Source organism: Citromicrobium bathyomarinum, from assembly GCF_038594485.1.
In the GTDB taxonomy this organism is placed as follows: domain Bacteria; phylum Pseudomonadota; class Alphaproteobacteria; order Sphingomonadales; family Sphingomonadaceae; genus Alteriqipengyuania; species Alteriqipengyuania bathyomarina_A.
Genome location: NZ_JBCFZG010000001.1, coordinates 20,919 through 46,072, shown reverse-complemented (window position 1 = coordinate 46,072; position 25,154 = coordinate 20,919). Strand labels below are relative to the sequence as shown.

The window sequence follows — 25,154 nt, the reverse complement described above, 5'->3', positions numbered from 1 at the left end:
CGCCCCCGCATCAGATATCTGGCTCGATATCGCCCACGTCGGGCTCGTCCCGATCGGACTTGTCGTGGTCCCTGTCATGCGCGGCACCACCAAGCAGACCCTGCTGACGGCGCTCCTGGTCGGCACGGTTGCGCCCCTCTCTGCTCGCCTTGTCGCGGTGCGGATCATGATCTTCACCGCCCTTCGCGGAGCGACCCTTGGCGGTTTCATCGCGCGCCCGATCCTTGTCGGTCCCAAGCGGCAGTTCGCTTTGCCGATTACCCTCTTGGTCTGCGCGCCCATGCGCCTTAGCGGGGTCTTCGCTGCGACCCGACCTGGCACGTTCGTTGGCCAAGTGCTTGTCCCGCGCTTCCTCGCGCGAACGGTCTCGTGCGCGCTTGCGCCGTGCCCCCCGATTTGGACGCTTGTCCTTATCGCTATCGAGTTGCTGACCACGGTGCTTCTCGTCACGGCGACGGCGTTCACCGGAATCGTCATTGTCGCCGCCATGCTGCCCGGTATCGTCGTCATCGTCGCAATCGTCGGGCTCGATGGTGACGGGCCTGGCAGCAGGTTTTGCGAGCTTCGGTGTGTTGCGTGGGATGAACCCCTCGGCAATGCGGGGCCAGTCCTGGGGCTCAAGCGTGATGGGTGCAGTCGGAAGCCCTTCGGGAAACTTGATGTAACCCTCAAGGCTTTTGAGGCCCATGAACTCGTCGGGCAGCAACAAGGGTGCGATCTCGCGGCGGGCGGTAAGGCTCACCGCATCGCGGGCACTGTTGTGCCCATAGCTCTGGTTCTCTTCGACCTCGCGCACTTCGCGGTGACCGACAGTGTCCGAGCACCAGGTGGCCGTCTCGCGGTCGGCCGTTCCGAGCATGAGCTTGGTCTTGGCGAGCGACGACAAGGTCATCGCCATGTTTTCTCCATAGACCTCCTTCAGCTTGGCATAGGCATGCACGCCGGTGACAATGGCGCCGCCGTAATTACGCGCGGTCTGCAGGCCTTTCTCGAGCGAAGGGAGCCGATGAAGCGCGCCAAGTTCGTCGATCAGGAACCACAGTTTGAGGTCAGACGAGGTCCGCCCGGTCATCAGGGTATTAATCGCCGTGTCGAGCCAGAGGGTGAGCATTTGCGAGAGAACCGTGAGGTCAGCGTAGCGCGCCGAGAGGAACAGGAACGATCCCTCCTTGCCGCCACCCTTGACCCAGTCGCGGATCGAGAAGGCCTTGCCTTCGGTCGGCAGCAGTTGCAGCGCCTTGGCGTTGACGTTGAATACCGCGCGCACCGATTCCGCCATCTTGGCGGCCTGCGGATCGGTCATAGGCCCCGCCATCGTGTCCTCGAGCAGCTGGTGCAGATCGGAGAGATTGGCGTTCATCAGGTCGCTTGCGAGCGCCGCGTTTGTGCCCTTGCCCTTTTCGACCAGCTTGAGGCAGGTCTCGACAAACAGGGTACGTGCTGCGAGCACCCAGAACTGCTCTGCCCCGCCGCCGTCATGCGGCACCAGGGACTCTGCTGCAGCATGGAACTCGGAACTGGTGGTGCAGTCGTTGAACACGCTCCAGGCCGGACACCGGGCATCAAGCGGGTTCAGGATGACGTCTCGTTCGGGCTCGTAGAAGGCCTCGATAAAGGCCCCCGTGAGGTCGAAAATGACCGCGCGTTCTCCCCTCTGTCTGATCTCGTCGACGAGTTCGAAGAGCGCCACGGTCTTGCCCATCCCGGTGGTGCCGACGAGCATGGCGTGGCCCTGTTCCTGCCGCCACGGATAGCTTACGCCTGCGAGGTGCGCGGGCGCATAGAGGCCGGCATCTTGCAGCGCCTTGCGACCAGCAAGTCGCCATTTCCAACCCAGTTCGCGGCCATACTCGAGCGCGCGCTTGCCGCGATTGTGGCGAGCGATGTCGGCCTTGAGTTCGGGCAGCGATACAAGCTTGGCACCACGCAGATGGCGCCTGGCTTTGGACTTCTCGCCGAAGTGCTCTGCGACCCACCAGAAGAGCGCCATGAGCGGCACAAGGCAGACCGTGGAGAGCACTACCGCCTGCTTCACCGTGGCGAAGAACAGGTCCCAGGCTTCGCGCATCGGCGGGAAGTCCCGGACCACCGCCATGGGGAAGGCAATCATGTCGCCATCGGGCAGGCGCAGGTTCACGAGCTTGGCCGGATCGAACTCCATGAACATGTAGCCCGAGGCATAAAGATGCATCCACAACAGGTAGGCCTGGTAGTCATCAAGCGCGCTGCTGACCTGCCACCAGCAGATCCCCAGCATAACCAGTGCAGAGATGATAAGCGGCAGCTTGAAGCCGGCTGCAAACATGAAGCCGAAGTGTCCCAGGAGCTGGGTGCCGCGGGTGAAGTTGACGATACTATTCTTCATCGCCGGCCTCCTTCGCACGCGCAGGAATGAAGCCGAGCTGGGCCAGGCGGCGGTGGTAGGCGGCATGGGTTCGCTTGCGCAGATTGTCGTCGGAATGGCTTGCCAGCAGCGCATCGAGCGCCGTGGTGAGGAACACCATCTGGCGAGCCGGATCGCTCCCGCCGGGACGGTCAGCGCTATCGTTGTCGCGGTTCCATGCCGTGACGAGGTGGTCACGAATGACCACGCTCACGCTTGTATCGCGGGTGTTTGACTGCTCCAGAATCCAGTCCGCAATCAGCTGCGGGACGTAGGTCTGGAGGACCCTGTAACGTTGCATTTTTCCAAGCTCCTTGTGCTCAAGAAGCCTGGTTCGACCTGCGGAAGGCGAGGATCACACTAAATAGGAAAGGCCATGTAGGAAAACGAAAAGTTCCCTAGCTATTCCAGCGTGTTAGACGAAAGTGAATTGTCGCCAATTTGCGAATCCAAATCGCGATTTGCGGTCAAATCGGTCGATGCACATGCCGAATTTGCACCGGAACCGATTGAGAACATTAGAAGAACAATGGCGGCCCCGCTGCGTACGGTGTGCCTGTCAAGTTCCCAATTGCGCGGACGTCTCCAGTAACTCGCCAGTCTCGTTCAATAGATTGAATTTACGTCCTTATTTTCGGAGCGAGAGCAAATGGGCCTTTCTGAGACAACGCGATAATTGTGGCGAAGATCGTCCTGGGCTACAAGCTGGCCTTGGTTTGACGGAAATTGCGAACGTTGAACCGTGACCTGCCGGCCTCTTCAATCGGCTCGAAACGCAGAACAAAATGCCACGTCTAGACGCCCGGGCGCTCGTGATCCGATGGCCGCTTCCAAAGCTCAGCGGGTACGATTGCTCACGCTGCCGGCATCTCGGTGGGGACCAGATGGCCATCGAGAGACGCGACGCTTTCGGATGCTCGATGCATTCCCAATCGCGCCGCAACTTCAAGACTTCTCTCTGCGAATTAGGCACCCAACTCGCCCCCGCGAACATGAAAAAAGGGCAGGAACCGTTCCCGGCCCCTGCCCTGATCCTTCGGTTAGAACTCGTCTGACATCGCCCCGTGGATCGTGTGCACTACGCGCGCTGCAAGGTGCGTCGGAAGTGCATTGTAGTCGCCTTCATCCAGGGCAAAATACCCAAGACGCTTGTCCTCGATAATGTGCTGATCGAAGAAGCTGTGCAGCGCCCGACGCTCTGCCACAGCCAGTGCGGCAAAGTAGCGATCCGAAGTCGAAGTTCGTTGGAATTGCGTAGCCATAATAACCTCCTGATGTCTGCCGTTGACGGCAGGAGCAGGACGGATGGGCGTGCGGCCGACGGGTCAGGGATCGCCCGCTCGGGCGACCGCGAAGCGGCGGTAGGGGCAACGATTTTGTCGGACCGCAGCGCAGCGAAGGGGAGGCAAAATGGTGGGACCCTGCCGTCCTTGACGCGTCGGTTGTGCGGCCATCAGAATGGGACAACCGTGAGCCAGGCCCCCTCCCCTCCGGCCCCCAGCTAGATTGCTGCCGAGACCTTCTGCGCGACCTCTGTGAGCGTCGCCCGAAGACGGTTGATCTCCGATAGGCTGGTACCGCTGGGCACGTATCGCGTCATAAGGAATTCGCGCGACAGCGACATGGAGTACAAGTGTTCGCGTGTCCGTTTCCTAAGCACTAGACCACGTTCGACAGCGAGGTCCGCCCTTGCCGCGAGATTGTGCTGGAGCCCGCGGACTTGTCCCGCTCTGTGACCCGATTGAAGAAGGAATGCGTTTATGTACAGTTCGACCGCATGGATCGCGACCATGCGAAACGGTGCCCGCGACCTCGGCTCTCCAGGCCGTCCATTCTGGACGAGAAGCTGTGCCGCGAACCGATACTCATCGGCAATAGCCACCACCTCAGCAGGCGTTGCAGCCTCTCCCGGGTAAAAGGCTATCGCTTCGTCATTCATAGCATTTTTCTTAGCACCGCTTTTACAAATGATTACTGAAAGATCTCCGGGTTTTCATACACTACATAGGGGCGCTGTCCGGTCTGGACAGCGCCCCTCTGAGCGGGATCGATGATGGTGGATGTTAGTCGATCTCGGGAGCATCCTGGTTGTGGTTGTCGTCGCTCGACCCGTTGCCGCGGGAGAGGAAGTCGACCTTGTCGGCGAGGATTTCGGTGCCGTAGCGCGTGACCCCGTCCTTGTCCTCCCACTGGGTGTAGTGGATGCGGCCCTGGACGCTGACCAGCTGGCCCTTTGAGCAGTACTGCCCGACGGTCGTGGCGAGGCCGTTGAAGCAGGTCACCCGGTGGAACTCGCTATCCTTGGTAGTGTAGCCGTTCTCGTCCTTGTAGGTCTTGCCGTCCTTGTCACGTGCGGGGCGATCGGTGACGACGGTGATCCCGGTGACATTGGTGCCACCCTTGGTCTCGCGGGTGTCGGGATCGCGAGCGATGCGACCGGTGAGGATTGCGATATTGGTCATGGGTGTATTCCTTCAGTTCCTCAAACCGGAGACCATCTCCGGCTTGCGAACATCCAGAAGAAGCAGGGCATGGGAGGACTGCACCGCAGGAGCAAAGCTCCAAGGGAAACCTGTTCATGACGGGTGGTGCGGGCAGGCAGCGCAGCTGCCAACACGGCCGGAAAGGAACGGGTTGCCGTCCTCAGCTGACCTGGTTCAGGACTGTTCGCGAAGAAAGCCGGATGGGTATCGGGTGCGGGTCTGAAGGTGCCAAGACCCTACTGCAATCAGCCTGCCCCATCGCCCTCCGATGCCGCCAGGAGATCCATGAAGTTGCGCGCCGCCTCCCGGTCTTCCTCGTTCTCGAACGCCACATCGAGATCGGGGGCGGACCCGAACATGTGCAGGAACGACCACAGTGCAAAGCGCTTGGCGCGGTCTCTTTTTTGTTGGGCTCGCGTCAGCTTTTCGCCCTAATTCCGGACCTTCGGCCGGTAGAGCAGCTTTCCCGGAAACGGAAATTCCGGCGAGCGCCTCGATAGAGCGTTCTGCGCCCCTCCCCGTCGATTACGGCTTCGGCCGCGAATGCTCGCCCCGCGTCCCAACCCCGCTATTCCCGCGGAACGCAAATTCGCGAAAAACGGGCATTGGCCAAACTTCGGATTTACCGTTAGCTCAAGCTGCAGAAGCTAAAGTGATACACTGGACAGCATAATGCGTATCAAATTCGTCGAGATCTCAAATTTCCGAAAGTTGAAATCGACCCACCTCGATTTTGATAAAAAGACGACGATCCTTGTTGGCGCCAACAACAGCGGGAAGACCTCCGCGATGGTAGCGTTACGCCTTTTTCTGCTCTCGCCAACGCGTCTGGCACTGCGTGATGTAACGATCGCAAACTGGACAAAGATCGATCAGCTTGGCGACGAGTGGGAAGCCGATACTGACCCATCGGTCGATTTAGACCTACTCCTCCCCTCACTAGACATCTGGCTCGACGTTCCGCTCAAGGAGATCCATCACGTCGTCCATATCTTGCCAACATTGGATTGGTCCGGCGGCTTGCTCGGAGTGCGGCTCACCTACCGCGTCAAAAATCTCGAGAAGCTCAAGACCGAATACCTCGCGCAGCGCAGCGCGGCCCGCGATGCATCAACCACCGGTCCGAACGGTGAAGCGGTCAAGCTCGTAGTGTGGCCGCGTAGCCTGACCGATTTCTTGGAACGGCGATTGCGCGCGCACCTTGATCTGTCGGCCTATCCGCTTGACCCGGCCGCCCTCACGCCGCCGGGCAAAAGTGGACTAACAACACCGCAAACACTGCCGGCCAGTGCCCTCGCATTCGACCACCCTCCCTTCAAAAACCTGATCAAGATCGATGAAATCGCCGCACAGCGCGATTTCGCCGATGCTGGCAGTAGTGAAAGTGGCGAAGATAGGGTCGAGGCAACTGCCCGCCGGTTCAAACGGCGTTTGTCAGACCAGCTGCGTTCCTATTACGACCGTCACCTCGATCCTTCGAAAACACCTTCTGAGAAGGATTACGAAGCACTTGGCGCGATTCAAGCCGCTGAACGCAGTTTCGATTCACGCCTCGAAGCGGGTTTCTCCGCGGCCTTCGAAGAACTCGAGGATCTGGGATACCCAGGCATGAGCAATCCCAAGCTCAAAATTTCGACGCTCCTTCGAGCGACAGATGGGCTAAAACACGGTTCCTCGGTGCAGTACGAAGTCGCCGACCCATCGGGTGACGGCACCAAAACACTCAAGCTGCCAGAAGACTATTCCGGCCTCGGCTATCAGAACCTGATCGCGATGGTGTTCATGCTGATGGGCTTCCGCGACGAATGGATGCGCGTCGAAAAGGCGGGTGTGCTCGAAGGCGCCGATGTCTCACATGAGATTCAGCCTCTGCATCTCGTCCTTGTCGAGGAGCCCGAGGCCCATCTTCATGCGCAGGTCCAGCAGGTCTTCATCAATAAAGCCTACAACCTTCTCAGGAAACATCGCGACTTGGGTGATGGAGATGACTTTTGCACCCAGCTGATCGTCAGCACGCACTCGAGCCATGTCGCGCACGAAGCGGATTTCGCGAACCTGCGATATTTTCGACGCCGGCCCGCAGCTAGCAAGGGAGAAACTCCGACGACAACGGTCGCCAACCTTTCCCATATTTTCGGGGACGGCGATGACACAAAGCGCTTTGTGAAGCGGTACCTCAAGGCTACGCACTGCGATCTCTTCTTTGCCGATGGGGTCGTTTTCGTCGAAGGCCAAGCCGAGCGCATCCTCGTGCCGCACTTTATCCGCCATCACTACCCTGAACTGTCGCGCCGCTATGTGACGCTGCTCGAGCTAGGCGGCAGCCACGTCCACAGTTTTCGCGATCTGATTGACGCGCTTGGGATCGTCACCCTGATCATTGGCGACCTAGATGCGACGGTGGCGACGAAAATAACCGATAAGAATGGACAGGAAACATCGCGCTGGAAATCGGCACGCCCCCAACAGGGTCAAGCGCAGCAAACCGCGAACTCGGTGCTTAAGGAGTGGCATCCCCAGAAGAAGCTAATCGATGAATTGGTCGCGCTGCCGGCCGAAGGCCACGCATCGACGGCGGGTGGCGATTATGAACTCTACGTCGCGTATCAGAAGCCGGTGAAAGTAGAAGGCGCGGCGGATGATGATGCTCTTGTCATCCCTCGGACCTTCGAGGACGCCCTTATCCTGGAAAACCGCTCGACCATCGCGAAGGTCGAAGGCTCACTCACCTCAGCCAAAATTAGCGCCATCGTGGCGGAGCCGCTGTCGGGAGAAGATCTTGAAGATGAACTGTTCGACTTGCTTAAGACCGCTGAAAAGGCAGCGTTCGCACTCGATTGTCTGATGCTTAAAGATCCCAAGGCTTTGAAGCCACCGAGCTATATCGCAGCCGGTCTCAAATGGTTTGAAGGCGCTGTTGGCAAGGATATTTTGGAAGGCGAAATCAAAGCGGGACGAGTGAATGGTGGAGATTGAAACGGCGCCGCCAGACTTCGACGACGGCGCAGACGCAACAATTCGCGAGTGCCTGAACCCCGCCGCCCCCAAGAGTTTCTTCCTCTATGCCGGTGCGGGCTCGGGAAAGACCCGCTCGCTGAAGAACGCGCTAGACGGGTTTCGCGACGCACACGGCGCAGCGTTCCGTCGTTTGGGCAAGAAGATCGCGGTGATCACCTACACCAATGCCGCGGCAGACGAAATCGCCGAACGTGTGGGGCAGGATTCTCTTTTCCCAATCTCGACGATCCACAGCTTCTGCTGGCGGCATATCGAAACCTATCATTCCGATATTCAGGCGTGGCTGCTCGAAACGCTTCCGGCGAACCTGACCGATCTTCACGAGAAGCAGACCAAGGGACGCGCCGGTACGAAGGCGGCGCTCGACCGCGAGCGCGCCATTGCTTCGACCACCCGGCGTCTCGAATGGCTCAGCTTGCCGCGACGTTTCACGTACAATCCCAACGGCGACAATTTCGGCCAAGACTCGCTGTCGCATTCCGAAGTTCTGAAAATTACCGCAGCGTTTATCGAGACCAAACCATCGATGCGGACGGTTCTTGTCAACAAATATCCGCTTCTGCTTATCGACGAGAGCCAAGACACAAATAAGACGCTGCTCGAGGCATTCTTTTCGCTCGCAGCTGCGAACCAAGGCAAGTTCGGCATAGGTCTCTTTGGCGATACTATGCAGCGCATTTTTCTGGACGGTCATCCGGAACTAGAGCGGCTAGTGCCAGACAGTTGGGCTCGCCCAGTCAAGCGGCTGAACCATCGGTCACCCCAGCGTGTAGTTGCGCTCGGAAACGTGCTGCGGGCACCGATCGATGGCCAGTACCAATTAGCCCGTGACGACAGCGACGCTGGGATTGTCCGGCTCTTCGTCGCATCCAGCACCACCCCCGACAAGCCGAGCTTGGAGCAAAGGGTTCGTGATCGGATGGCCGATCTTTGCGGCGATCCTGAATGGCGCGACGAAGCTGAGGTGAAAACACTCACGCTCGAACACCACATGGCGGCATCGCGCCGCGGCTTCCTGGAGATGTTCCAAGCACTAGATCGGGACTCGCGCCTTTCGACAGGCCTGCGGACAGGGGAGATTGCGGGCCTGAGGCTATTTACAGAACGCGTCGCCCCGCTTGTCGCAGCGGCGCGTGCGAAGGATGAGTTCGCCGTCATGGCTCACTTGCGCGCGACTTCACCGCTGCTCCAACGCTCAGCCGTTGCCCAAAGTACGAACCCAGACGATCCGTTGCTTCCAATTAGGCTGGGAGTAAATGCGCTGCTCGCCCTCAATCCCGACAGCCCCACCACGACATTCCTTTCCATTCTTGAATGCGTTGCAGAGCACCGGTTGTTCGAGATCCCTGCCGCCCTGCAGCCCTTTGTGGCTGATGAAGCCGGTGCCGCGGCAACGGATGTCGAGGCGATTGCTGATGAAGAGGAAATGGACACCGACGAGGAAGCGACAGAGCCGTCTCCAGCAAGCCTCGAAGCATGGAGGGCCTTTCTAGAGACACCGTATCGCCAAGCGGTTCCGTACGCTGAATATGTCAGCGACCGCGGACCTTTCGGAACCCATCAAGGCGTAAAGGGGCTCGAATTTGAGCGCGTATTGGTGATTCTCGATGATAGCGATGCGCGCGGGTTTCTGTTTTCGTACGAAAAACTATTCGGGGCAAAGCCGCTGTCCGACACAGATCGCAAGCATGTTGCTGATGCCACCGATGGCGGAATCACTCGGACTCGGCGACTTCTCTACGTGACCTGCACGCGCGCCGAAAAAAGTCTGGCGCTTGTTACCTATACCGAGGATCCGGACGCTCTTGTTGCGGCTGTGCTTCGCAACGAATGGTTCGATCCCGATGAAGTCGAGCGACTTTAACCAAGCTGACTATCAACACGGGCACATGGCTAATTCCGGCTGCGGCACACTCTGTGACCAGATGAGAGCATCAGATTCTTGCAGCGGCCCACTCATTGCGATCCGCTTCTCGGGTTTCGGCTATTCACGACTTCCACAAAGGTGACGGTTTCGGTTCTCTTGGGGATAATTCGCACGAAATTCTTGGCAAAAATCACATCGGAGCGATGTGTTATCCTCAGATTCGACGGGGAGGCGTGAGAGTGGCCCTTAATTACCGAACCCGAGCTGCGGAGAATTTCGCTGTCGGTCGAGAGTCGATTGCGGCGGATATTCGAGCGCTGATCGCCGACCATGCCAGTCGAGGCCTCCTGCAGAGTGGGGCCACTGCAAAAAATAGCCTCGAAATCTTCGAGAGCCATACGTCAGCAGCATTATCGAAATCACTCGATGAAGCAGCGAAGCTGATCGAGCACCGTGGCCGGGCGTGGAAATCAGCGACCGGATCGATTGCCGAAGCGCTCGACGAGCACCTTGAGCAAACCAGAGACGTTCTTGCAAAGCCCCTGAGCGCTGCAGGGGCCAATGGCGATAGCAGCGCGACACGCGAGGTGGACAAGCGGATCGCGGCCATGGACGAGCGTCTGCGTCGTCAACTCGACGAGGTCACCGAGGGCTGGACTGCCCCTCAAGCGAAGCCGTGGAAGGAACGGCATCCGAATTTTGATCGGCTGGTTTTCGCACTGATCGGTGCGCTAATTTCGACCGGAGTGATTTGGCTTGCCACTCTAATTGAGGTGAACTGAGCCGGTTTCCGCTGACGCCTTCGAATAAGCTCGCCTAGCTCCTGCGCGCACCGCGAACCAACAAGTCGGGCGGCTGGGATGAGAGCGCATTACAGACCGGCAGAAACTGGGCCGGAAGCAGAATGGCGGCTCTAGAGCGGCCAAACCCAAAAAGCGGACTTAGGATGCGCCGACTTACACGCACACTGTTGGAAAAGTTCGTCAGTGCTCGCTATCGGGCTCTATGGCCACGACACCAACAGCAACAAACGCAACGAAGAAGGGGCACTGTCCCACCTGCGATGGCGAGCGCACCTGCGAAATCCACGGCTCGATCTACAAGGCTTGGGACTGGGAGGACAAGCAATATGGCCATTCGGTCAACGGCGGTGTCGACCACTCTCTGCTCGAATGTCAAGGGTGCGAGACGGTCTTCTACGAAACTTCCAGCTGGAACAGCGAAGACACCGATCACTACTACGATGCGGCGGGGCAGGAGCAGTATGAGCATCCGAGGGAGATACAAACTTATCCGAAGCCAGAGGCCAAGACGAAGCCGGTATGGTTCGACGCCATGCAAAAGGCTGACCCCCAGCTGCGCAATATCCTGAGCCAGATGTACGTAGCGCACGACAACCAGGCACACATCCTCACGGCGATAGGACTCAGAACGGCACTGGACCGTGCAACCGAAGTCATCGGCATCGACCCGGCCAAGACATTTGATGAGAAACTGAACGAGCTGCGCAACGGAGGGTGGATCGGGCAAACTGAGCGGGACATCCTCGGCGTTGTTACGGATGCGGGTAATGCGGCTGCGCATCGCGGCTGGGAGCCCGACAGTCAGGAGGTTTCCGAACTGCTCTCATCGCTATAGGTGTTCCTCCATCGCGCTTTTATCGTCGGCCAGAAGGCATTAGGCATCAAGAAAAGTATTCCCGCAAAACCCGAGCGGCTGCTCGCCGTTGGGAAGAAGACTACTCCCTGACCACAATTGGGGCCGGAAGCGGAAAGGCAGCTTTTATATCTTTGAGCGGATTAAGCGGACAGCGACTGCTGACCGAATCGCAAGCCGGTGCATTAGAGAATGGTCTGGAGAAACCCCTCTTGGAATAGACTTTTGCCGTCGTTAAAACGCACTTGCAGGACAGCCAACACGGAGCCGAGAGCCACAAAGTAAATCGGTTTACTATTTAGCGCGCCTTTCCTACCATCCAGTGATGGCGAGAGAAACCTTTACGATTGAGGGCGCAGGCGCAATTTCTCTTACAGCCGAGGCTGAGGGGGATGCCTACGCCATACCCGTCCTTCTTGCGCACGGCGGCGGGCAGACACGGCGCGCGTGGAGAAGGGTGGTCAGCGAGCTGGCTCAAGCCGGCTTTCGCGCAATCGCCTTCGACATGCGCGGTCACGGAGACAGCGATTGGTCGCCATGCGGAGCTTATGAAATGCGCGACTTCGCGGCGGATCTGGTCGCTGCAGCGTCGCGCCTGGACCAGAAGCCAGCGCTGGTCGGCGCTTCACTGGGCGGGCTCGCCGGACTGATTGCCGCAGGGGAGCTTGCTCCAGGTAGCTTTGCTTCACTCACATTGGTCGACATTGCCCCGCGCATGGAGCCTAGCGGTGTGATGCGCGTGGTTGGTTTCATGGAAGAGCATGTCGATAGCGGCTTCGCCTCACCAGAGGAGGCGGCCGACGTGATCGCTCGCTACATGCCGCATCGTCCCAGGCGGGGCGCGAGCGATGGTCTGAAAAACTATCTGAGGCAGAAGCCGGATGGGCGCTTCTATTGGCACTGGGACCCTGTGTTTATCCGTAATATAATGTCAGCCAGACAAGGCGACCCAGACAGCCAAGAACGTCAATCGGCAATGCTGAGCCAAGCTGCGGCGAATCTCACGCTTCCGCTTCACCTCATCCGAGGCGGCTCTAGCGATCTTGTTTCCGAAGAGGCCGTTTTGCATCTGCGACAACTCGTCCCCCATGCAGAATACACCGATATTGCCGATGCCACGCACATGGTCGTGGGCGATGCGAACGATGCCTTTTCCGCCGCTATCGTCGATTTCCTAGGGCGCCATCACTCTCGCGATACGGCTCAGCCACAGGGGACGAGGGAGCTATGATCGATCGAGAGCGCTTGCAGGAAATGCTGCATATAGCGCCGTTTCACCGATGGCTTGGGCTGGAGATTGCAACATGCTCCGACCAGGGAATCGCGATCACCATGCCATGGCGCGAAGAGATCGTGTCGAACCCTATGATTGGGTCGGCGCATGGAGGGATCCTGGCTTCACTGGTCGACCTCACCGGGCTTTATACTCTGCTTGCGGCGGGCGTCGCGGCGAGAGCGACGGCCGATCTGCATGTCAATTACCACCGTTCTGCAACCTCAGGACCTCTCACTGCTCACGGACAGATCGTGAAGCTCGGGCGACAGATTTCGGTGGCGGAAACCCGGGTTCTCGAGCCCGACGGCAAGTTGGTCGCCAGCGGCAGGGGCGCCTACTTCTCGTCAACCGGATCAATTGATCAGCGCGGCGGGACTATTGATCTCGAACAGGCTCTTGCCACCCAAGGCCCAGCGACTTCTGCAGCGCAATCCACGCCAGCGTAAGGGCGCCTTTTGCCCGGACGAGGTCTGCTGAGGCCTGCTGCTGTTCTCGCAGGGCCCGGTTGAGGTCAGCCTTCGAGATCGCTCCTGCAGCAAAACGTTCGCGGTTCAGGTCCGCCGCGACGTCAGCCTGCTTCTTGATTTGCATACTGGCAGCGAGCGCAACACGCTGCTGGCCGAAGCGAGCCAAGGCACGTTCGGCGTCTTGCAGTGCCAGAAGCACCGTCTGCTGGTAATTGGCGACTGCTTCGTTGCGCGCCGCCCCGGTTTGGTCGATCGCAGCGTCTACCCTGCCGAAATCCAGAAAATTCCACTGGAGGCGCGGGATCGCGAGTGCGGAGAATTCGCCGACATCGACAACGTCGTCCAACGAGGATCCGCCGAGGCCCAGGATCCCTGTGAAGGACAATTTCGGGAACCGCGCCGCCTCGGCCACCCCGATCCGCGCCGTCGACGCGGCAAGAGACCGTTCGGCCGCCCTTATGTCAGGCCGACGCGCCACCAGGCTTGCCGGATCGCCAATCGCGACCTGCTCTGGCGGCATGGGAATGGAGCGCACAGTCGTGAGCGCTGCATCAGCTGATCCCGGCACCTGTCCGGTCAGTATAGCGAGCGCATCAGACAGGACTGCGATATCCGCTTCAGCTTCGGCAAGTTGTGACTTGAGCACCTCCAGTTCGGCATTCGCGGTGCCTACCGGGAAAAGCGGCAATGCACCGCGCTGATAGCGTTGGTATGTCAGCGCCAGGATCTCTTCCTGCAACGAAATCTGCGCCTCAAATTGCTCTGCGCGGAATTGGGCCTCCCGCAAATTGACGTAGGTGCTGGCCACTTGGGCAGTCAACTGGACCTTAGCGTCCTCTGCATTGGCCACCGTTGCAGCAGCTTGGGCATTGCTGGCCTCAATGCGCCTGCGCGAGCCACCGGCAAACTCCAGCTCCCAGTTGGCGTTAAGGCCCACATTGTAAAAGCTGAGCGAGTCATCGGTTTCTGCGTCGGAATTGGTTTGCTCTGACGGGGGGGGCGCCCCGCCTTGAAGGTCGAGACCAGGAAGCCGGCCCTGCACGGTGGTGGCCTGTGCCCCAAGCGATGGCATTCGACCCGCACGGTCTTGCCTGATGGATGCCCGTGCCTGAGCAATGCGCGCCTGCGCTGCGGCGAGCGAGGGATTGCCGGACAGCGCAGCCTCCACCAGCCGCGTCAACTCGGGATCGCCGAGCAGCAGCCACCATCGAGCGACAACCGGATCAGATGCGCTCACATCACTGCCAGCGCGCACAAAGCGAGTGCCCGTGTCTGCTGACATAACTTCCGGGGGGCCTGCATAATCGGGCCCTGCCGTGCATCCAGCTAGCAAGGCGATAGTGACAAGCGGAGGTAGCAAGTGGCGCATCGTGTAGGGCTCAGTGCATCGAAAGGGAGACATTTTTTGGAAGCGGCCTCAGGAAGAGGACCAGCGGAACCGTCGCGAGGGTCAGAATCCCCATAACCAGGAACACATCATTGTAGGTCATTATGAACGCCTCGCGTTGGAGGGTGCGGCTCAGGACGGCCATCGCCCCCTCCATGCCGCCGAAGTTTCGCGCCAGCCCTTCGAGATAGGCCTGTAGCGAAACGCTGTTCGCATTCAGGGTCTCTTCCATCCGCCGGCTATGATGCCAGATCCGCTGGTCCTGGAACGATGCCAGAGCCGAAAGAGCGAAAGAGCCACCGAGATTGCGGGCCGCGTTGAAAATGCCCGAGGCATCGCCCGCGTCTTCCTTGGCCACCGACGCAACCGTTGCCTGATTCAGGAACATCATCGCAAGTATCATTCCGGCCCCGCGGATAAGCTGACTTTCAGTGAAGACTGCGCCGCCGGATTCCGCGGTCAGACTCGTGCTGACAAAGCAGCTGATCGCCATCAGCAGCATTCCGGTGCCGACGGCAATGCGGATGTCCACCTTGCGGATCATCAGGGGCAGAACCGGCATCAGGAGAAAGGCCGGGACACCCATCCAGAAGATGACCAGTCCCGTCTGAAAAGCATTATAGTCAGAGATGATCGCGAGGAACTGGGGGATAACGTAGGTTGAACCATACATCACCATGCCCAGGGCGAGAGCCATGATCGCGACGCTGGCGAACTGTCGATTGAACAGGAGCTGCAACTTCAAGACCGGCTTGCGTGCTTTCACTTGTCCGTAAATCAAACAGGCAAAGCCGATAATGGTCACCACCGTTAGCCAGCGAATGAGTGAGGACTCGAACCATTCTTCACGGTGCCCTTCCTCGAGTACAACAGTCAGACCGCCCAGTCCGAGGATCAGCCCGAGAATGCCAGCCCAATCGGCGTCCGTGAGATATTCCCACTTGGGCTTCTCGTGAGGCAGCCCGATAAACAGCAGGAGCAGCAGGATTGCGCAGACTGGCACATTGACGAAAAAGGCATAGTGCCAGCTCAGGTTCTCGGTCAGCCAGCCGCCGATCAATGGCCCCATCACGGGGCCAAGAACCACAGTCATGCCGAACAGGGCCATTCCGATGGGCTGTTGGTGCGGCGGCAATCGTTTAGCCACAATAGTCATTGCGGTCGGAATGAGGACTCCGCCCATGAAGCCCTGGCCCGTTCGGCCGATGATCATGGTCGTAAGGTCGGTGGCTACACCGCATAGCACCGAAAATGCGGTGAACGCGCTGACAGCGATGATGAGGAGGGTTCGCAGACCGAACAGCCGTTCCAGCCAAGCGCTCAGCGGAATGACGACGATTTCAGCAACGAGAAATGACGTAGCAATCCAGGTGCCTTCGGCGCCTGTGGCACCGATCTCGCCCTGAATGACGGGGAGTGCGGAATTGACGATTGATATGTCCAGCGTCGCGAGCATGGCGCCGAGCGCGCCCGCGGCCACAGCGACCCAGGCAGTCACGTCTGCGTTCTTTCGGCTCCCGGCCGGCCCGATCGAAGTGTCCTGCGCTGCCAGTATCTCGGTCATTGAGTCCGACTCGAGATCTCTTCCAATTCGCCGGCAGCATTCCGGGTGTCGACCGTAGCCACTACCGACATGCCGGGAACGAGCAGACGCCGCACTTCAGGGGGAGCATCGATAGCGATGCGGACGGGTATCCGTTGAACGATCTTGGTAAAGTTGCCGGTGGCATTTTCGGGGGGGAGGATGGAAAATTCCGCGCCCGTTCCCGGCGATATGCTGACCACTCGTCCCGCGATCTCAAGGCCTGGCAGGGCGTCAACTTCGAGCCTGACGCTCTGGCCGGCCCGGATGAGGCCGACCTGCGTTTCTTTGAAGTTCGCGGTCACGTAGATCGCGCTCACCGGAACCACCGTCATCAAACGTTGACCCGGTTGCACGAACTGGCCCACCCTCACCGAGAGATCGCCGACGCGGCCGGCCTTGCTGGCGCGCAGCAAGGTCGATTCAACCGTAAGGTCGGCTGTTTCCAGCTGAGCGCGGGCCGCGTCCGCCTGCGCCTGGGTCTGGCTGATCTGCTCGAACAGGGTCCCCCGGCGAGCGGTCGCGGCAGCCACCGCCGCCTGCGCAGCGGCGAGTTCGGCCCGCGCCTGCCGCGCCTGCGCCTCATACTGGTCTAGCTTTTCCCGCGGTTCGGCTCCTGTCGCGGCAAGGGGCCGATATCGCGCCACCTGGTCGTTCGCGAGGTCCAGTGCTGCGCGCGCGGCGGCGAGTTGGGCCCGCGCCTGGCGAATGGCTGCATCCTGTTCGGCTACCTGAGAACGGATTGTGTCGGCACCGGCCAGGGTCGCAGCGATCTGCGCGCGCGCCTGTTGCGCTTGCGCCTGATAATCCCGCAAATCCAGTTGTACGAGGGCTCCGCCGCGAGCAACCTGCTCGTTCTCCCCCACGAAGACCTCTTCGACGTATCCCGCTACCTTGGAAGAGATAACGACGCTGTCGGCAGCGACATAGGCGTTATCGGTCGACTGCATGTACTGTCCGTAGGTTACGTGCCGGTAGTACCACCAGATCCCGCCAAGCAGCACGGCAAGACCAACGATGATTAGCACGATGCGCAAGCCACGCCGCGATTGCGGTTTCGTTGGGGTTGTGCCCTCCTGCTCCGGTTGGTTGGAGTTATCGGTCATCTGACTCTTTCGGCAGCCTCAGTAAAAGGTGAACGCGTCTCGCGCCCTATGAGCCGTGAGTCAAATAGTAAAGGCATTTAGCAGTTTGCATTTGGGCATCCGAGGCTATCCGACTACACAGCGCTATGGATGAAAAACCAGATACCATGTCACGGTCTCAGCGTCGGCAGAAGGTCATCACCGATAATGACCGCATTCTCTATCTTATGGACGAGATCAGTCGCGGCGCGCGCAAAGTGTTCGATGCGAGGGTCGCCAGGATCGGTCTCAAACAGACACAGTGGAGGATCATCGGACAACTTCTTCGCGATCCTGCCCTTACGCAGGCTGAAATCGCCAAGAAACTGGAACTGGAATCGGCGACCATCGGCCAGGCGGTTGCAGGTCTTTGCGCACGCGGGCTGATGAAAAGGCTTCGAGCTGAGACGGATCGGCGAGCGTGGCAGCTCATCCTCACGGAGCAGCTTGACGATCTGCTGCCCGAACTGAGAGGCTCCGCGGATAGGCTTCATGATCTGCTTTGGCGCGACATTGCCGCCGACGAGAAGCGAACGCTGCAGCAGATTCTTGAAAGGGTATCGGAAAATCTGGACCAACACCGTGCCGAGGCTGAATAAAATCATGGCATCGCCCCCGGAAAAGCCTATCGGCAGCATCGCTCGCGCCGCGGAGATTGGCCGAATCCTAATGAGGCACGGAGCGAAGAATCTCGCCGGAGCCCTCGGGTTTATTCCCTCTTCGAACAATGTCATCGACCCTCGCGAATTTCGCCCGGCCGCAGTTGTCGCGTTCCTCCGTGACATCGGGCCAGTCGGCATAAAACTGGGGCAGCTCCTCGCCACCCGAAGCGATCTGTTCACCGAACACTGGATCACGGCATTCTCAACCCTGCACGATCAGGTGTCGCCAGTGCGCTTCGCAGATATCGAGCCCGTACTTGCTTCAAGCTGGGGTGAGGACTGGCGGAACGACTTTGCGCAGTTCGACGAAAAGCCTTTGGCGTCCGCCTCGATTGCACAGACCTATTCCGCCGAGCTAAGGGACGGTAGCAAGGTCATCGTGAAGGTTCGACGCCCGGGCACCGCCGCGCGGATGGAAGCCGATGTGCGTCTGCTTGTGCGTCTTGCCGAGATCGCAGAAGCACGCTCTCCTGACATCGCGCGTTACCGGCCAGTCGAGTTTCTGCGGACCTTCGGCCGCAATCTTGCCTGGGAGATGGACCTCGCTGCGGAATCCCGAGCCTGCGAGCGGATCGGCGCATATCTCGATACCATCGGCGTCAGGACCCCGGCCATCCATTGGGAACTGACCGGGCTGCGGGTGAACGTTCAGGAACGCCTGTACGGCAGGCCCGCGTCTTCGCTGGGCAGCCCATCGGGCGACCCGCGGGTGGCGGCTTTCGCTAAAAGCTATGCCAACGCTGTCCTGCGGATGATCATCCTGAACGGCGAATTTCACGGCGACCCCCATCCGGGTAACGTCTTCCTGATCGGCGAGCAGGATGTCGGCTTCATCGACTTCGGATCAGTCGGGACGCTCACCAAGGCCAGGCGCGACGAGATCGTCCGCCTCGTGCTTGCGATTGCTGGTGAGAAAACCAGCGATGTCGCGAATGTCCTGCTCGCATGGGCGGGGGAGCCGAAGGTGGATCGCGATGCGCTCGCGGTGGATCTGGATCAGTTGATCGGAGAGTTCAGGGGAACCGTGCTATCTGGCATCGAGTTCTCGCAGATTTTTTCCCGCGTTTTCGACCTGTTGCGGGATTATCGACTGGTTCTGCCACCTGATCTGGCCATTCTTCTGCGTACCTTGCTTACGGCAGAGGGTGTCGTCCGATCACTGGCACCCGACTATAACATTGCCGAGGACACCCGGCCGATCATGACGGAGCTTTTCGCCGAGCGGTTCTCGCTCGCTAGCGCTCGGTCGGGTTTGAAGAAACTTCGCGGTCAGCTGCTGGGGTTGTCGGCGTCCTTGCCCGACATACTTGCCACTGCGAACTCGATCGCAAAGTCAGGATATGTGCCGGTTCAGCTCGATCCGCTCAGTATCGAGCAACTCGCAGGACTTCGCAATGAGCGTCAGTCCTTGAAAGGCCCTCTAGCTGCCGCATTGATCGTGGCTAGCGCATTGCTTGTCGATCAATCCTGGCTTCTGGCTGGCGGCGCGCTTGTGATTGCTGGGGTGGTGCTCATCCGAAAATCATAATGAAGGAGCAACTTAATTCGTGCACGGTCACGTTACGGCAAAGCCGAACTTAATGAGGATTTCATACGCCGCACTTCAGCGACCAAGACGCATCGCGAAAAAAATTTTTCGACCTATTGCGATTGAAGGCTTATTTTCCTCAATCAGACGAAACTATGGAACGGCAGCTTTCAGGCTTGTCCTCGCCTGACTTTATGGCCGCTATTAGGGCGCAAAGCTGTCCTAACCTGCGTTAAGCAAAAATCGCGAAAGGTCAGTCCCTTTTGGCCCTAAGCGACCAATCCCAGCCCCCTCCTGAAACCTGACAGAAATTTCCCTCAATGCATTCGCCGATCAAAGTAGCAGCCTTGAGCAAAACGCCGTCGTCCAAGTGAGCATAGCGAGCTGTTGTCGAGACGTGTCGGTGCCCCAAGAGACTCCCGATCATCGGCAGCGTTTCCGAAGAGCGCGCCGCTAGGCTGGCGTAGTTGTGCCTAAGGTCGTGCAACCGGACATTGTCCAGTTCGGCTTCGGTCCGCAACCTTCGCCAAAACCAATCGAGGGCTGATCTCGGCAGAACGTCAAATGTGAAAACGTACTGGTCCTTCTTTCCGCGCGGCAATGCGTCGAGCACCGCCCTCGCCTCCTGACCAAGCCAGACAATACGCGGGCCGGTCTTGGAATCAGTCAATTTCAGCTTTCGGCCTTGTACCTCGCCCCAAGTGAGATTGAGGATTTCGCCTCGCCGACATCCGGTAAGCGCTAGGAGCGAGATCACCGCGACCTCGACCGGGTTCTCAGCGCGATTGTCCGCCAACGCGCGGCCAAGCCGGCTCATTTCATCGTGACTCAAGAAGCGCTCGATCTTGCGTCCCCTGTTGCGCTTCACACCGCGAAACGGATTCGAATACGCAGGCAGGTAGCCCCACGCCTCGGCCTTGCCGAACATGGCCTTTAGGGTTTCCATGGCGCGGTTGGCAGCGCCTGGGCCTGCTGATCGCGTAAGCTCGGTATGCCAGCGCACCGCATCAGCGTGGCTGATTTCGTCAATGAACTTGCTTGGAAAAGCATGATCCAGATGGGTCCGACGGTAGATGTTCTGGATTTCGCGCGTGGACGGCTTCCAGGTTGGCGCGGCGACTTCCCAGTATGATTGCAAAAAGGCCGCATAGGTCGGGGTCTTGCGCCCGCGTTGTTTCTTGTCGGCAGGGTTCTCGCCAAGCTCGATACGCAAGATAAGGCGCCGTGCGACATCCTTGGCAATGCGCTCGGTCAGGATTGCCGCATCGCCGATAGTGATGAGCCGTTGCTTGCCGCCCATCGTGCGCTGGAGGACATAGCTCTTACGGCCGGATGGATGGATGCGCTCACCAAAGCCGGGGAGCACATAGTCGAAGTTCGAGCGGCGCTTGCCAGCCTCGCCAGGTATGACTCGGGCCAGCTCCTCTGCAACGATCTGCCTGAGGTCATACTGGGTCATGCAGCCATCCCCATTGCATTGGCGAGATTGGAGCAGATGCGATCGGCGCTCTCCGCGATCACTTCGTCGGCCAGGTGCGCATATCTTGCAGTTGTTTCCGGAAGGGCATGGCCGAGAAGCTTCCCGATTGTCGCCAGCGGAATGTGTTGAGCGATGGCAACCGAGGCGAAGCTGTGACGCAGATCGTGAAGCCGCACGTCGGGCAGCGCAGCCTTGCGCCTGATGCGATCCCAATACTGACCGAGATTGATTGGCGCCTCGCGACGTGTGGCAGGAAAGACCAGCAGCTCGTCGGCACGACGTTCCAGTCCATCAAGCAAAGCGATGGCTTGCGGGTTGAGATAGATCGTCTTCGGACCGGTCTTGCTGTCTGGCAATTGCAGCCGTGGCGGCTGGACATATCGCCAGCGCAAGGTCGCGATCTCGGATACCCGCGCGCCAGTGTAGATAAGCATGAGCAGCGCCGGAACGACGAATGGATTGCCTCCATCGTGTTCGGCAAGGATGTGCCCCAGCCTCCGGTATTCGAAGGCGGAGAGGTAGCGCTCTGGCAGGTCGCGTTTGAAACGCGAGACGCCGCGACACGGGTTGGTATTCTTCGTCCGGTAGCCGAGCTTCTCGGCATACTGCATCATCACCGACATGATGGGGATAGCGCGATTGAAGGTCCCTCCCCGCTCCGCCAAGCTGTCTCGCCAGCGGTTGATGTCTCCGCGTTCGATCATATCGACCGGCAAGTCACCGAACCTTGGCACGAGCAACTGATCGATGCGCGAACGCGACGATCTCTGCGTCGTTGGCTTCCAATGCGGCGAGTAATCCCGCCAGAACTCTTCGACATAATCGGCGAACAGTGGCACCCGCCTACTCTCAGGTGCGTTCGGAAGGTCGGCAAGCGTTGCCTTGATGAGCAAACTGCGCGCGGCAGCGCGCGCGGCGGGCGCGCTCAGCGCACCTGCCGCCACACCCGCGCAACCAAGTGTCACCATGCGCTGCACGCCTCGCGGGCTATGCTTGACTATCCATGTGAGGTGTCCCGACTCCCGTTTACGAAGTCCGAAGCCGGGAAGTTCGGTGTCCCATGTGATACCGATGGGAATCGACTTTCGACGAGCGATATGACCAGTCAGTTTCAGCCTAAGGGATGGCCTTCGAGGGGCTATGACTGAGCCTTGCCTACCATGCGATCGCTCACGTGTTGCCGAAACTGAACTTATTGTTTTATAGAGCTTTTCTTTCATTCATGCAGCTTAGGCTGCGTAGGGTGTGCCCGGTCAACCGGGTTTCTGACTGGGTGTCCGTGACCAGTTGAACCGCCTGTCATGTCCTGAGAAGTTTCGTGTTCTTTTCCAGTGGATTGCAGCGCCTGATGCGGCATTCGAGCGGACAATTTCAAGCGATGAAAACCGGCAGCGATGCCCCTCAAAATGTGCGTTTGTTCCGGAATGGGGACCAAATAGCCATCTTCAAGGATCACGCCTTGCCAACGCCAATGAGTGGCGGGTGCGTTCGGACTTCTCCTTGATATCCTCAAGCACGCGCCCGACGTTCTGACGGATGGCAAGGCGGGCGATCGGCTCCCAATAGGGGACCGGATCAATCCGCAGCTTGTGCTCAGATGATACCCGCAGCAGCGTCCGGTTCGACCCGATAGGCATGAGCTCGAAACGAGTTTCGCCGGTCAGAAAATAGCCTTGCACGTGGGGCGCGTGAACTCGCCGATAGGGACTCATTTCTTCCATCGCCGGAGGCTGATCCTCGACACTAAATGCGAGAATGCGATCCCGCTTCCACTCGGTCACCACTTCGGTAGCCGTACCGGTCGAGAATGCACCAATGCGCTTCGCGCCAACACCTACGCCCTCAAGTTTTCCGCTCATCGGATAGGCCAACCCTGCAAGCGCTGGGAGGCCGGGTGCAACTTCGATCGGCTCCGGACTGGTAAGCGCTTGCCAGACCATGTCGGGAGCTGCGCTTATCTCAATCTCGTACCGTGTGGCAATCGGCGCTTCCGGCGGAATGGCGGCTTCCAGCATGAAAATCATCGGGAGAACCGCAACGCTTGCGAGCGGGTTTCGGCGGTTGTGCCGAGCGATCGCAAGACCCCTGCCGAGTGCCGCGCCCAGCATAACGATGGGAACCGCGAGCGGTGCGGCCAAGAGTATGCATACGATCCCTTCAAGCGCGAGGACGACGAGCGCGAGGCTCCCGAGCCCTGCCGAAGCAATGGCGAGTTTCATCGTCCGCGAGGAGCCAAAATCACTCTCGGAGTTAACCAGGTATCCCGTCGTGATCCCGACGAGGAACGGAGTCATCACGAACAGTCCCCAGCCATACGCTCCAAACGTCACCGCCGAAATCAGCACGGCAAAAACGATAAGTGCGACCCCTGCAAGCAGGCCCAGTGCGACGCTTTTGGAGGCATGGCGCGTCGCCCGTCCCTCCTCGCCGAGAGCATCCTTCGAGGGGAGAATTGCATTGAGCGCGATGGCTACCAATTGCACTACCGGGACGACACTCAGTACAGCCAGAACAAAGCCTCGGTTTGTCCGCTGCGTCAGCTTGAAGGAAAGCAGGGCAAGCAGCCACGCTACCAGCAGACAGTAGGCAAAGATGACCGCGCCCCAGATCGCGGGGAGCCCCCAGAGTTCCAACGTACTGCTCAGCGGGGTAAGCCAGAATTCGAGATCGCGCGCACGCTCGTCGGCGTAGGTTTGCCTTGCAAACCATGCCACAAGGTTCTGGCTGGCGATGAGCGCGACCGACCCTGCGAGATAGGCCACGCGGTGCAGGATTTCAGACCGACTGGCGTTCATGATCGCGCCTCCTTCAAGGTCTGCACGGAGGAACGCGATTGCGGGCCAACTAGTCTAATCGCCTTCGCCCGGTCGAGGTGTTCGGGGAGCACGATATCCCAAGCCAAGCCAGCGCGCTCCAGCAGGCGGATGAACGCAAAGCCCCAATCGGATTGACCGGGATGAATACCGATTCGTGCCGAGCCGGGATACGCGTGGTGGTTATTATGCCATGCTTCGCCCATGGTCGGGATCGCGGCCCAAGGCACGTCGTGCGCTTGCACTCCCGCATCAATCACGGTCCAGTTCTGTGGGCCGCGCGTATGGGCAAGGTGGCCGACGAACCAGTGACCGGTAACCGACGCAGTCACCCGGACACAGACTCCCCAGATGACCCAACTCCATCCACCACCGATGAAAAGCAGAGCCGCGATCGGCAGTTGCTGTAGCATCCACGTCCGTTCCAAGAACCGGTAGAACGGATCGCGGCCAGCGTCCCCCAAATCAAAAGCCGGTGGATGGTCCAACACCAGACGGCAATGCACCTGCCAATAATAGTCGCGGAGCATCCCGCCTCGGTGTGAGAGATAGTCGTGGCAGTGCGGATTTCGCTGGGCCCAGTCGCGAAGATCATGGGTGCGGATCATCCAGAATGGGCCGCTCATCCCCACGCATGTTCCGACCCAGACGAGGAACCGTTCGAGCCAGAGTGGGCAGGCAAAACTGCGATGGATCAGCCTACGGTGAAAGCCGACGCTATGCCCCAGCAGGAGCGATGCGCCGGTCAGTAGAGTGAAGACCAACAGCGCATCCCAGGCAAAGAGTACGGGGGCCAATACCAGCGAACCAATGAGCATCGCTCCATTCCAGACGGAGTGGACCGGGTCCCAGCGCACCGACCCCGAAACGGGGCTACAGCCGGGCGCCTCGACCAGGCTGTTTACGCGGCAGCGGTCACCACTCTTTTGGTCGGTCCCCATCTCGCCCTCCATCGCCACTAGGTATTTAACTTATGGCTTAAACGTCGATTGAGGGTTGTCAAGCGATTAGCTTATTCCTTAATTAAGGGCATGCAGAAGACCTTCGAAGCTCTGGCCTCGACGCCCCGGCGCAAAATCCTTGCCTACCTTTCGGAGGCGGAACTGAACGCGGGTGAGATTGCAGCACGCTTTGACATGTCGAAGCCTGCTGTCTCGCAGCATCTTTCGATCCTCGAAAATGCCGGTCTGATCGCCAGCGAGAAGCGTGGACAGTACGTTTACTACCGGCTCATGCCGGACAATCTGGTCAACACGCTTAATTCGTATGTGCAGGAGGTCTGCCCAGTCTCGCGTCCGTTGAAGCGCGAGAGCGCTAAAATTTCCGGTCGCAAGGAAGCTGTCGATGATGGTGAAGCGTAATCCCAATAGCGTCGTGTGCGGTCCTTTGCTTAAGACAAGTGATTGCTTGACCGAAGCAGCGATCTGT

The 25,154-nt window shown here is 59.3% G+C and carries 20 protein-coding genes; 9 read left to right on the top strand and 11 right to left on the bottom strand.

All coding sequences use genetic code 11. The annotated features are described in order from the left end of the window. Positions 1-10: 10 nt before the first annotated feature. The 4 genes from AAG591_RS00190 to AAG591_RS00175 all read right to left on the bottom strand — a co-directional run bounded on the left by AAG591_RS00190 (position 11) and on the right by AAG591_RS00175 (position 4,845). Complete coding sequence (locus AAG591_RS00190; RefSeq protein WP_342528931.1) at positions 11-2,365, bottom strand: type IV secretion system DNA-binding domain-containing protein; 2,355 nt, start codon at positions 2,363-2,365, stop codon at positions 11-13. Further along, on the bottom strand, positions 2,355-2,684 hold the full coding sequence (locus tag AAG591_RS00185; protein WP_239806589.1) for a hypothetical protein: 330 nt from the start codon (positions 2,682-2,684) through the stop codon (positions 2,355-2,357). Before AAG591_RS00185 ends, AAG591_RS00190 begins: the two co-directional genes overlap by 11 nt. Positions 2,685-3,423: 739 nt before the next feature. Then, positions 3,424-3,645, bottom strand: a complete 222-nt coding sequence (locus AAG591_RS00180; RefSeq protein WP_342528930.1) for a hypothetical protein — start codon at positions 3,643-3,645, stop codon at positions 3,424-3,426. Between the two features lie 801 nt (positions 3,646-4,446). Next, positions 4,447-4,845 carry a single-stranded DNA-binding protein gene (locus AAG591_RS00175; protein ID WP_342528929.1) on the bottom strand — a complete coding sequence of 133 codons (399 nt, stop codon included), beginning with the start codon at positions 4,843-4,845 and terminating at the stop codon, positions 4,447-4,449. A gap of 693 nt (positions 4,846-5,538) precedes the next feature. Between AAG591_RS00175 and AAG591_RS00170 the strand changes: the two genes are divergently transcribed. From AAG591_RS00170 to AAG591_RS00145, 6 genes are all read left to right on the top strand, one after another. Continuing rightward, complete coding sequence (locus AAG591_RS00170; RefSeq protein ID WP_342528928.1) at positions 5,539-7,842, top strand: AAA family ATPase; 2,304 nt, start codon at positions 5,539-5,541, stop codon at positions 7,840-7,842. Next, a complete protein-coding gene (locus AAG591_RS00165; RefSeq protein ID WP_342528927.1) occupies positions 7,829-9,748 on the top strand; it encodes a UvrD-helicase domain-containing protein in 1,920 nt (639 codons plus the stop codon). Before AAG591_RS00170 ends, AAG591_RS00165 begins: the two co-directional genes overlap by 14 nt. Before the next feature lie 242 nt (positions 9,749-9,990). Then, positions 9,991-10,533, top strand: coding sequence for a hypothetical protein (locus AAG591_RS00160; RefSeq protein ID WP_342528926.1), 543 nt, complete (start codon positions 9,991-9,993; stop codon positions 10,531-10,533). 223 nt (positions 10,534-10,756) lie between these two features. Next, positions 10,757-11,389: a DUF4145 domain-containing protein gene (locus tag AAG591_RS00155; protein WP_342528925.1), complete on the top strand. Its 633-nt coding sequence runs from the start codon at positions 10,757-10,759 to the stop codon at positions 11,387-11,389. A 343-nt stretch (positions 11,390-11,732) separates the two neighbouring features. Then, positions 11,733-12,638, top strand: coding sequence for an alpha/beta fold hydrolase (locus AAG591_RS00150; RefSeq protein ID WP_054525565.1), 906 nt, complete (start codon positions 11,733-11,735; stop codon positions 12,636-12,638). Beyond that, complete coding sequence (locus tag AAG591_RS00145) at positions 12,635-13,129, top strand: hotdog fold thioesterase (protein ID WP_082379178.1); 495 nt, start codon at positions 12,635-12,637, stop codon at positions 13,127-13,129. Before AAG591_RS00150 ends, AAG591_RS00145 begins: the two co-directional genes overlap by 4 nt. Here AAG591_RS00145 and AAG591_RS00140 read toward each other — a convergent pair. Genes AAG591_RS00140 through AAG591_RS00130 form a run of 3 tightly spaced genes read right to left on the bottom strand, consistent with a single transcriptional unit; the run spans position 13,059 to position 17,225 of the window. Then, positions 13,059-14,519, bottom strand: coding sequence for an efflux transporter outer membrane subunit (locus AAG591_RS00140; protein ID WP_342528924.1), 1,461 nt, complete (start codon positions 14,517-14,519; stop codon positions 13,059-13,061). The two genes, AAG591_RS00145 and AAG591_RS00140, sit on opposite strands and share 71 nt — an antisense overlap. Positions 14,520-14,529: 10 nt before the next feature. After that, positions 14,530-16,101, bottom strand: a complete 1,572-nt coding sequence (locus AAG591_RS00135; RefSeq protein ID WP_054522877.1) for an MDR family MFS transporter — start codon at positions 16,099-16,101, stop codon at positions 14,530-14,532. After that, complete coding sequence (locus AAG591_RS00130) at positions 16,098-17,225, bottom strand: HlyD family secretion protein (RefSeq protein WP_054522878.1); 1,128 nt, start codon at positions 17,223-17,225, stop codon at positions 16,098-16,100. Before AAG591_RS00130 ends, AAG591_RS00135 begins: the two co-directional genes overlap by 4 nt. Positions 17,226-17,350: 125 nt before the next feature. Between AAG591_RS00130 and AAG591_RS00125 the strand changes: the two genes are divergently transcribed. Beyond that, positions 17,351-17,842 (top strand): MarR family winged helix-turn-helix transcriptional regulator, encoded by a 492-nt coding sequence (locus AAG591_RS00125; protein WP_342528923.1) that lies wholly within the window; start codon positions 17,351-17,353, stop codon positions 17,840-17,842. Continuing rightward, the gene (locus AAG591_RS00120; protein ID WP_231679530.1) at positions 17,793-19,433 is read left to right on the top strand and encodes an ABC1 kinase family protein; all 1,641 of its coding nucleotides are present in this window, start codon (positions 17,793-17,795) and stop codon (positions 19,431-19,433) included. Before AAG591_RS00125 ends, AAG591_RS00120 begins: the two co-directional genes overlap by 50 nt. Before the next feature lie 253 nt (positions 19,434-19,686). Here the strand turns inward: AAG591_RS00120 and AAG591_RS00115 are convergent, their stop codons facing one another. The 4 genes from AAG591_RS00115 to AAG591_RS00100 form a co-directional block, all read right to left on the bottom strand. Further along, positions 19,687-20,892: a tyrosine-type recombinase/integrase gene (locus tag AAG591_RS00115; protein WP_342528922.1), complete on the bottom strand. Its 1,206-nt coding sequence runs from the start codon at positions 20,890-20,892 to the stop codon at positions 19,687-19,689. Then, the gene (locus AAG591_RS00110) at positions 20,889-21,881 is read right to left on the bottom strand and encodes a tyrosine-type recombinase/integrase (RefSeq protein ID WP_342529950.1); all 993 of its coding nucleotides are present in this window, start codon (positions 21,879-21,881) and stop codon (positions 20,889-20,891) included. Before AAG591_RS00110 ends, AAG591_RS00115 begins: the two co-directional genes overlap by 4 nt. Positions 21,882-22,358: 477 nt before the next feature. After that, positions 22,359-23,708, bottom strand: coding sequence for an SRPBCC family protein (locus tag AAG591_RS00105; RefSeq protein ID WP_342528921.1), 1,350 nt, complete (start codon positions 23,706-23,708; stop codon positions 22,359-22,361). Beyond that, positions 23,705-24,667 (bottom strand): acyl-CoA desaturase, encoded by a 963-nt coding sequence (locus AAG591_RS00100; RefSeq protein WP_342528920.1) that lies wholly within the window; start codon positions 24,665-24,667, stop codon positions 23,705-23,707. Before AAG591_RS00100 ends, AAG591_RS00105 begins: the two co-directional genes overlap by 4 nt. 90 nt (positions 24,668-24,757) lie before the next feature. Here AAG591_RS00100 and AAG591_RS00095 point away from each other — a divergent pair, with 90 nt between their 5' ends. Further along, entirely contained in the window at positions 24,758-25,087 is a 330-nt protein-coding gene (locus tag AAG591_RS00095; RefSeq protein ID WP_342528919.1) for a metalloregulator ArsR/SmtB family transcription factor, read from the top strand. The last annotated feature ends 67 nt before the right edge of the window (positions 25,088-25,154 follow it).